Origin of the sequence: Pseudogemmobacter sonorensis (genome assembly GCF_042762395.1) — a bacterium.
In the GTDB taxonomy this organism is placed as follows: domain Bacteria; phylum Pseudomonadota; class Alphaproteobacteria; order Rhodobacterales; family Rhodobacteraceae; genus Pseudogemmobacter; species Pseudogemmobacter sonorensis.
On sequence record NZ_JBEFZE010000058.1, the window covers coordinates 1 to 7,730 of the forward strand.

The 7,730-nt window shown below is 63.0% G+C and carries 16 protein-coding genes; 8 read left to right on the forward strand and 8 right to left on the reverse strand.

Going from position 1 to position 7,730, the window contains the following annotated elements; translation table 11 throughout:
- From ABNX41_RS21120 to ABNX41_RS21150, 7 genes are all read right to left on the reverse strand, one after another.
- Positions 1-220, reverse strand: a 220-nt coding sequence (locus ABNX41_RS21120; RefSeq protein WP_438671665.1) for a hypothetical protein, incomplete at its 3' end; no start/stop codon positions are given.
- 57 nt (positions 221-277) lie between these two features.
- Entirely contained in the window at positions 278-646 is a 369-nt protein-coding gene (locus ABNX41_RS21125; protein ID WP_438671666.1) for a hypothetical protein, read from the reverse strand.
- Positions 646-879 carry a hypothetical protein gene (locus tag ABNX41_RS21130; RefSeq protein WP_438671667.1) on the reverse strand — a complete coding sequence of 78 codons (234 nt, stop codon included), beginning with the start codon at positions 877-879 and terminating at the stop codon, positions 646-648. The genes ABNX41_RS21125 and ABNX41_RS21130 overlap by 1 nt, the downstream gene beginning before the upstream one ends.
- Positions 879-1,118, reverse strand: a complete 240-nt coding sequence (locus tag ABNX41_RS21135; RefSeq protein WP_438671668.1) for a hypothetical protein — start codon at positions 1,116-1,118, stop codon at positions 879-881. The genes ABNX41_RS21130 and ABNX41_RS21135 overlap by 1 nt, the downstream gene beginning before the upstream one ends.
- A gap of 113 nt (positions 1,119-1,231) precedes the next feature.
- On the reverse strand, positions 1,232-1,543 hold the full coding sequence (locus ABNX41_RS21140; protein WP_438671669.1) for a hypothetical protein: 312 nt from the start codon (positions 1,541-1,543) through the stop codon (positions 1,232-1,234).
- Between the two features lie 36 nt (positions 1,544-1,579).
- A complete protein-coding gene (locus ABNX41_RS21145; protein WP_438671670.1) occupies positions 1,580-1,909 on the reverse strand; it encodes a hypothetical protein in 330 nt (109 codons plus the stop codon).
- A 158-nt stretch (positions 1,910-2,067) separates the two neighbouring features.
- On the reverse strand, positions 2,068-2,658 hold the full coding sequence (locus ABNX41_RS21150) for a S24 family peptidase (protein WP_438671671.1): 591 nt from the start codon (positions 2,656-2,658) through the stop codon (positions 2,068-2,070).
- 137 nt (positions 2,659-2,795) lie between these two features.
- Here ABNX41_RS21150 and ABNX41_RS21155 point away from each other — a divergent pair, with 137 nt between their 5' ends.
- Together ABNX41_RS21155 and ABNX41_RS21160 are read left to right on the forward strand one after the other, a co-directional pair.
- A complete protein-coding gene (locus tag ABNX41_RS21155) occupies positions 2,796-3,005 on the forward strand; it encodes a hypothetical protein (RefSeq protein WP_438671672.1) in 210 nt (69 codons plus the stop codon).
- A complete protein-coding gene (locus tag ABNX41_RS21160; RefSeq protein ID WP_438671673.1) occupies positions 3,002-3,361 on the forward strand; it encodes a hypothetical protein in 360 nt (119 codons plus the stop codon). The genes ABNX41_RS21155 and ABNX41_RS21160 overlap by 4 nt, the downstream gene beginning before the upstream one ends.
- A 137-nt stretch (positions 3,362-3,498) precedes the next feature.
- Here the strand turns inward: ABNX41_RS21160 and ABNX41_RS21165 are convergent, their stop codons facing one another.
- Positions 3,499-3,756 (reverse strand): hypothetical protein, encoded by a 258-nt coding sequence (locus ABNX41_RS21165; RefSeq protein WP_438671674.1) that lies wholly within the window; start codon positions 3,754-3,756, stop codon positions 3,499-3,501.
- A 570-nt stretch (positions 3,757-4,326) separates the two neighbouring features.
- Here ABNX41_RS21165 and ABNX41_RS21170 point away from each other — a divergent pair.
- The 6 genes from ABNX41_RS21170 to ABNX41_RS21195 form a co-directional block, all read left to right on the forward strand.
- Positions 4,327-5,028, forward strand: a complete 702-nt coding sequence (locus ABNX41_RS21170; RefSeq protein WP_438671675.1) for a DUF2312 domain-containing protein — start codon at positions 4,327-4,329, stop codon at positions 5,026-5,028.
- Complete coding sequence (locus ABNX41_RS21175; protein WP_438671676.1) at positions 5,028-5,975, forward strand: AAA family ATPase; 948 nt, start codon at positions 5,028-5,030, stop codon at positions 5,973-5,975. The genes ABNX41_RS21170 and ABNX41_RS21175 overlap by 1 nt, the downstream gene beginning before the upstream one ends.
- Positions 5,972-6,403: a RusA family crossover junction endodeoxyribonuclease gene (locus ABNX41_RS21180; RefSeq protein ID WP_438671677.1), complete on the forward strand. Its 432-nt coding sequence runs from the start codon at positions 5,972-5,974 to the stop codon at positions 6,401-6,403. The genes ABNX41_RS21175 and ABNX41_RS21180 overlap by 4 nt, the downstream gene beginning before the upstream one ends.
- Positions 6,404-6,405: 2 nt before the next feature.
- Positions 6,406-6,858, forward strand: a complete 453-nt coding sequence (locus tag ABNX41_RS21185) for a hypothetical protein (RefSeq protein ID WP_438671678.1) — start codon at positions 6,406-6,408, stop codon at positions 6,856-6,858.
- Complete coding sequence (locus tag ABNX41_RS21190; RefSeq protein ID WP_438671679.1) at positions 6,855-7,487, forward strand: hypothetical protein; 633 nt, start codon at positions 6,855-6,857, stop codon at positions 7,485-7,487. The genes ABNX41_RS21185 and ABNX41_RS21190 overlap by 4 nt, the downstream gene beginning before the upstream one ends.
- 1 nt (position 7,488) lies before the next feature.
- On the forward strand, positions 7,489-7,730 hold a 242-nt coding region (locus ABNX41_RS21195), incomplete at its 3' end, for a hypothetical protein (protein WP_438671680.1).

The window sequence follows — 7,730 nt, forward strand, 5'->3', positions numbered from 1 at the left end:
AGGTCGTCACGGCGGGCAGGTCCGGCAGGGCGGTGAGGCCCGGCAGGTTGTAGGCCCGGAAGGTCGTCACGGCGGGCAGGTCCGGCAGGGCGGTGAGGCCCGGCAGGTTGTCGGCCCAGAAGGTCGTGATCCGGGAGAAGTCAGGTTGGGAGGCAAGCCATTCGTCGTATCTGGCCTGATCGTAGAATTCCACTTTGACGCTAAGCGATTGCTTGGACACGGAAAGCTCCTTGGGTGGTGGTTTTGGTGGGGCAGGTGGCCGAAGGCACCCGCCGGATCAGCAGTCGAAGAGATCGCGAAGACGGTCGCCGTGATCGCCTTCGCGGGCGGCCTCGGCCTCGATCCAGCCTTCCTCAAGCCAATGGGCCTGGCCTTCGGCGGTCAGCCGATCAATCTGGGCGGTGCCAAGCCATTCGCGGATTTCCTCGGCGCTGAAGCACTTCCCCGCGACCGTCACGGTTTCCAGCGTCACGCGATCGGCGCCGTTCACGGAAAAACCGCAGGCGGCAGGAATGTCATGCAGTTCGGCCAGTTCGAGACCGAGGCTGAATTCCGCTTCGGTGACGTGATCACGGATGGCAGGGCTGTCCCAGGGCGGGTTGAGGCGCCACGCATCATAGCTGGCGGGAAGGTTGTGGTGCCCCATCACGCGGCCTCCGATCCTTCGGCGGCGGCGCCGGACAGATCGGGGTAGTATGCCGGGATATACCCGATGCCCGAAACCTCCCGGAACAGCCGCTCGATATCGGTGCGCCGATCAAGGATCTTGCGGGCGCCCTCGATGCCGAAGCCCATGGTCATCAGATCGGCGACGGCCGCGCCATCGTGCGTTTCGTGCAGGGTGCCATCCTCGGCCCGGTAGGCGCTGATGCTTTTCATCACCAGCCCCCCTCTTCCTGGGCCTGATGCACCGTCTCGGCGGTGCGGGCCACCACGTCACCCAGGATCGCGCTCGCCATGACGGAGGCGAGGAGCGCGACGAAGAGGATAAAGAGGCCGACGCGGCCAGCCCTTTGCCAGTAGAGGCGGGAGTGGTCGTTGATCTGGCCATAGCGGGCCAGGATGCGGTCACCGGCGGCGCGGTGACGCTCTTCATTGGTCGGGAAGGAATCGGTCATGTGGGCCATCCTTGGTTGGGATGGCCTCAGTATCATTGGCCAACTGGCCAATTGTCAATATCTAATTTGGCCATCTGGCCACTTCGGCTCACTTGACGGGACGGTGGCGCACCTCAGTCCCTAGAAATACCCTTTCGCCGCGCGTATTCGTCCAGCATGGGCTCACTGATGTCGCTCGGGTAGCACAGGGGCACGTATCCCCCAGGCTTGCTATAGGCGCTGCGCTTGCCGCACCGCCGTCCGGCGCTGTCCCGGTTTTCCGGGCATGGGCAGTTGCCGGGGTATGACCAGAGCGAATCTTCGATCATCATCTGCCTGATCTCTGCATCCGTGATGGCGTGCGCTGGTGCAGGATTGAATGAAACCAGATAGGCGATGGCCCAGAGGGTAATGCCTTTTTTTGAAATCAGCGCACGCGGCATCATCGCCAGACCCTGAAAAAACCGCAGTTATTTCGGTGGTTACGTGCAGGCTTGGATGCCATTCTTGACGATGCTCGCCCAGTTGTCGCCGAGTTCACGCTTTGCGTCGATGCCGTCTCCGAAGTTGCGATCACCCTTCTTGAGCATCAGAACATCAAGGGAGGAATCGTGCCCTCCTATGATCATCGGAGGTGTCGACGTGTAAGTCGTCGTTGCCATTCCGTAGGCGTTGTTCCCGTAAATGCTGGCGTTTGCGCTGGTGTGGGCGCCGGTCACGCGCCCGGGAATGACGGATACGTCGCTGGATCCCCCCATCCCTAGTATGATGAAGCGCTCATACCCGCGTCGGATAGTCTCGACAGCTGCCATTTTCGCTGCCACCTTCGAGGCGCCCGTGCGCCCACATGCAGGAGCGGCACTTGTGGAGATTAGAATGCGGTTCTGCGCGACAGGTGTAACGGACGTTGCGGCGCAACCTGACACCGCCAAAACAGCGGCGATAACGACAGATAATCTCATTTTTCTTCCTATACTCGTCTGCCTATCCATATGACTCGGCCAACCACGTTTAGTTCTGACTTTGGCATGTCCAGATCGCGATAGGCCGCGTGATCACTGATCACCATCACATTTCCCCTGGTTGCACTGCGACCGATCCGCTTGACGTGCAGGGCATCATCAAACCTTAGGACGAACATTCCATCCCACGATAGATTTTTCTTCGTATGGTCTACGAGCACATGATCATCATCGAGGAGCGTTGGCTCCATGCTGTGACCCTTGACTCGAATGATCGACAGATCTCCCGGTGCGGCCTCAGTCATTCGGCGCAAGAAGGTGCGGTCGAATGCCAGATTGCAGATCACCGACTCGGTTTCGACCACAGATCCGTGACCAGCACTGGCGGTTACATCGTAGACCGGCACGAGGCCGTTGTCCCCGGTCGCGATGGTCTCACTGATGGCCGAGCCTTCGGGGCCATCTTCCCATTGAAGGCCGAGAGACGCGGCGAGCTTCCTGCCTGCCTCGGCGTTTGTGGTGGACTCTGGGCGCTGCTTCAGTTTGTTGATGATGTCGTAGCTGACGCCTGAGGCTCGGTGCAGGTCCATCGCGGACATGCCCCTGTCCTTCATGGCCTCAACGACCTGGGTGGCAAACGGTTTCCTCATCATTTGCTTATCACACCAGAAATTGGCCATTCGTCCATTGGCCATTTGGCCTTGACTAATCTGGCCATTTGGCCATTTATGGCCCTATGCAACAGATCGACCCCTTCATCAGCGAGATCACGTCCTACTGCGAGCGCGCCCGGATCAGTCCATCCACGCTCTGCGTGAGGGTTCTTGGCAACAGCCGGTTCATGGACCGGCTGCGCAGGAAGCTCGAAAAGATGGACGATGACATGAAGAAACTCTCTGTCTACATGGCCGAGAACCCCCCAGAAAAATCGCAGGTGTCGCAATGAGCGCGGCGTCGGCACGGATCATTCCTTCCTTCCAGAGCGTCGAGGGTCGGATCTATCTGGCATATCAGCGCCAGTCGCCCGGAAACGGGCGGGAAAAGAAGCCGGGCAATCTTGCCGATCTGCTTGCAGGCCGCCCGTGCGACCCGCGGGCTTTTCGCAGGGCCTACCCAGATCGCTGGTGCGAATTCCTGCATCGGAACTTCCGCTCGCCCCTGCACACGGCGGTTTTTTTCGAGGTGGATGAGCGCACAGCACGGCATTGGTGGGAGGGATATACCGGCCCGCAGGCCTGGGCGATGGCTTTTGCAATCTCCTCGGTGCCCGGGGCGGAAGCGTTTTTGACGGAGGCGGCGTGATGGCACACCTCCCTCTCAACCGGAGTTTCGAACATGCAAAAGCACGATCCGAAGATCGCCTCGGCGCTGGCCGAATGGTTCCGCGACACCCTGACTGTGGGGCAGATCCTTGCCATCGCGGCGAAGTCGCGGAAGGGCTAATCGGCCTGGATGATAGCCAGCGCGGTCGTGGCGATTCTGTCGCTGATGTCGGCGCTGATTTCGCGATCGCTGAACTGGCCGCGCATGGCGTCAGAAAACCCCATGAGGGCCCGGGGCATCGCCGTCGCCTTCTCGGGATCGATCTCGCGCAGCGCAGAAACAAGCGCATAGATGGCGTGTTCGAGCGCCGCGATATGCGCATGGGCGATCATCATTCGGGTTTCGAGGGATTCGATCTTCTCGGCATCGGTCATGTTCCCGCTGTCCTTTCCTCAAGCAGTGGGGGCATCGGGTCGCGCGGGCAAGGCGCGGCCCGACCGAACGATGGCACGGCGGGGCGCCGCTGTCTTGGCCTTGTCCCTGGGCGGGAGGCATGACCCATGCCCCATCCCAGCCCCGCCCCCGAAAATGCGGCCGATGCGGCCAGCCCTGCGCCCAAGGCTTCGGCCCGCCCTCTGGCGCTCCGAATCGCGGCACGGTGTTTGCCTGCGTCGATCATCTGGCCGAGGCGCAGGGCTGGCACCGCAAGACCTATCCCCGGCCAGGCGATCAGATCCGGCGCGACACGGCGCAGGGTGATCTTTTCGGCGGCTGAACCGAATGCCTCGGTCCCGACCTGTGGGGCCGAAGCTGCCTCGCGTGGCCTTCTTACTGCTCGGGTCACGCATCGCAACTCCCCCCGGCCGGTTTTCCCGGTCGGGGCTTTTTCCGAACATCGCGGGCACGGGGCCTCCATCCCGGGTGAACGCCATACCGGGGGGGCGTGGTGGCCCGCAGGATGTGCCCCCCAGCTTCCCACAATCCATATCATGAGGAATTCCGCCATGGATGATCATGGGCCTTCGTTCGGACCCACCGGCACCAGTAATACCGTCTCGGGCGAGAAGCTGCGATCCTATGTCGAGCGGATCGAGCGCCTGACCGAGGACGAGAAGGCGCTGCGCGACGACAAGAGGCTGGTATTCGCCGAGGCGAAATCAGACGGCTTCGATCCGAAATACATACGCGCGATCGTCAAGCTGCGCTCTGTCCCGCCTTCCGAGCGGCAGGAGAACGAGGCAATGATCGAGATGTATTCGGCGGCTATGGGCATGTCGTCGGAGACGCCCCTGTTCCGGCATATCCAAGGCATGAGCCGGGATGCCATGGCGCAGGAGGCCGTGGTCAACGCCCTCAAGCTGCTGGCCCCGGAGGATGGCGAGATCACCATCCGCGTCGGCCAGGGCGCGCGGGTGCGCATCTGGCGTGACCGCGACGGCACCCATGCCGAAGAAGTGGTTGATCGCCCGGCCCAGAAGGCGGAACAGACGGACATTCGCGCCAACCGCCCCTCGCGCGCGGACGCGGCGAAGCGGGCCGATGTTCCCGACTGCACGCTTGATGAGGCTCGCCAGTTGGGGCGGCAGGCCCGGCGCGATGATGAGCCCGTGATCGCCAACCCGTTCCCGTGGGATGACAAGCGACGGCGACTTTGGGATGAAGGGTGGCGCCATGAAGATGGCGGCGATGGGATGGGGCCTGCCTGATGGCACGAACATCACCCGTTGCACTGTCCGATTTCGGCGACGTTCTGATGCCCGCTCAGGCGATGGAGCCCATCCTCGCCCGCCCGGTGCGCAGCGCCCTCTTGGAATGGCTGACCGAAATCTGGGCTGCTGATGATCTGGCGGATGTTGGCCTGTCGCCCCGCCGTCGCGCGCTGTTCTTCGGTGCGCCCGGCACCGGCAAGACGACGCTGGCGCACCACCTCGCCGCCCGGCTCGGCCTGCCGATGCTCGCGGTCAGGTCCGAGACGATCGTGGATTGCTGGCTTGGCTCGACGGGTCGGAACATCGGTTCGTTGTTCGCCGCCGCGAAGGAAGAAGGCCCTTGCATCCTATTCATAGACGAATTCGATGCGCTGGCCCCGAAACGCCAGGCATCAGCGCGTGACGCCCAGCAGGAACGAAACGCCTCGGTCAACACGCTGTTGCAGCGGATAGAGCAGCACGATGGCATCATCATTGCCGCTACAAACTTATCGGCCGATATCGATCAGGCCATCTGGCGGCGCTTCGATATCCAGATCGAACTGGCCCTGCCCGGCCCGGACGAGCGCCACCGCATCCTTGCGCGGTATCTGGCCCCTTATGGCCTGCCCAGCGCCGCGATGACGGAACTGGCCGAGGCCATGTCCACCGCCTCGCCCTCGCTGATGCGGCAGTTCTGCGAGAGCCTGAAACGCAACATCGTCCTAGGCGACCGGCTGGGCTGGGACATGCGGCGCGCAGAAACCGTGGACCGGATTCTGTCCGGGCTGCAGCCCCATAAGGATCTTGGCAAGCCTAGGTTGTGGGCGCACGGCAGCGCCGACAGGGCTATCGGAATGATACCATGGCCACTACCTATGGCGAACGAGATCATAAATGGCCCTGTTGCACCTGATCCAGTCACTTCGAACGTCATTTCAATGGGCGGTGGAGGCAGGTCATGAGCGCGACAGGAGCGGCCTACATCCTTCTTCCCAAGGCGATCAGCACGAACAGCCTTTATCGCAACGTCCGGGGTGTGGGCCGGGTTGCCACTGGCGAATACCGGCGCTGGCAGGAGGAGGCATCGAAGATCCTTCTCGCCCAGAACCCCATTCCGAGATTTTCAGATCCCGTCGAGATGACCTTCTACACCGGGGAGAAGGGGGTGGGGGACATGGACGGGGATAACACGCTGAAGGCGGCGCAAGACGCGCTCGTGAAGGCGGGCGTCATCCCCGACGACAACCGCAAACACGTCCGGTCCGTCCGGTCTGTCTGGGTGCCCGGCATGCGCTCGGTGGTGGTCGAGATCCTGCCCGCACGCCCCGCCCCAAAACTGTCCGCATTTCTGAGCCGGGTCCCGCCCGGCCTGCACGATTATCTGAGGTGATCATGAGCGGAATCCGCATCAAGGATACGCCCGAGGTCAGGGCCGTTTTCGCGCAGCTTTGGTGCGCGCGCCCGCTGATCACGCGGGAAAAGATCGGGTCCGTCCTGGGGGTCTCCAACCGAGCGGTGTCGATATACGCCAGCCGACTCGGCTTGCCGAGGCGCAAATCCGGCGCGGCTGGCACCCCCGGCACTTTGCTTTCCGGCCAGGGCGCCGAGGAGCTTTTCCGCAGGCTGTGGATCGATGGCGTGGCGAATGCCGAGATCCTGCGTGCCCTCGGGCGCAGCAATCATCCCGCCAATGTCTCACAGGCCGCCCGGGTCCGGGGATTGCCGAAGAGGCCCCGGAACTTTCGCGGCATGACGCTGGCGGAGTGGTCATTGCGCGAGGGAATGAAGGCGAGCGCCAGCGAGACGAAGGCGGCGATGCGCGCTGCGGGGATGTGTGTGCGATGAGCCAGCGGGCGACATCGGGCAAGCCACGAGATCCCGACGCATGGTATCGCGAACCGGCATGGTGCGCCGAGCGCCTGTTTCAGGATGAGGCGTTCCCGGGCGGGATTATCGACCCCTGCGCTGGCACCGGAACCATTGTGCGCGCCGCGCGCGCGGCGGGATTGCGGGCGGAAGGTTTCGATCTGCGCGACCGCGGCGCCCGAGATCTGGTCCAGCCGGGCGTGTGCTTTTTCACCGGCGATTACCTGCCGGGCACCTGGCCCTGCGCGAATATCGTCTCAAACCCGCCCTATGCGACGTGGCTCCAGCTTGGCCGCGACAAGCCGTCGCCCGATGCCATGGCTCGATCCGAAGATGAATTCCTGCGCATCGCTTTGCGCCGCACTATCGGCAAGGTCGCCGTTCTGCTGCCCACGGGCTGGATCAGCGCCGACGAGCGCAGCCGCTGGATCGAGTCGCTGCCGTTCTACCGGGAATACCGCCTGACGCCGCGCCCCTCGATCCCATCCGGGGGCCATCTCGCCGAGGGCGGCAAGCGCGGCGGCGGCAAAACCGACTTCTCATGGTTTGTCTTCCTGAACGGGTTTCAGGGAGATCCGACCGTGCACTTCCTCAGGAGGGATGATTAGCATGAGCACCACTCCCACGCCCGAGGGCGATATGATCAGCCGGGCGTCCGTGCTGGCGATGTTCCAGCCGGAAACCAGCGCCGTGCGCAAGAGGATCTGCGATGATATCCGCGCCATCCCCGCCTCACAGCCACAAGGGGAGGATAAGCCCGCGCCCGCGATGGATCTGGCACCGGAAGCGACCGAAGCCTGTGCCGAGCAGACAGAAATTGTCATAAAGGCACTACGTGCCGCCGCGCGTGA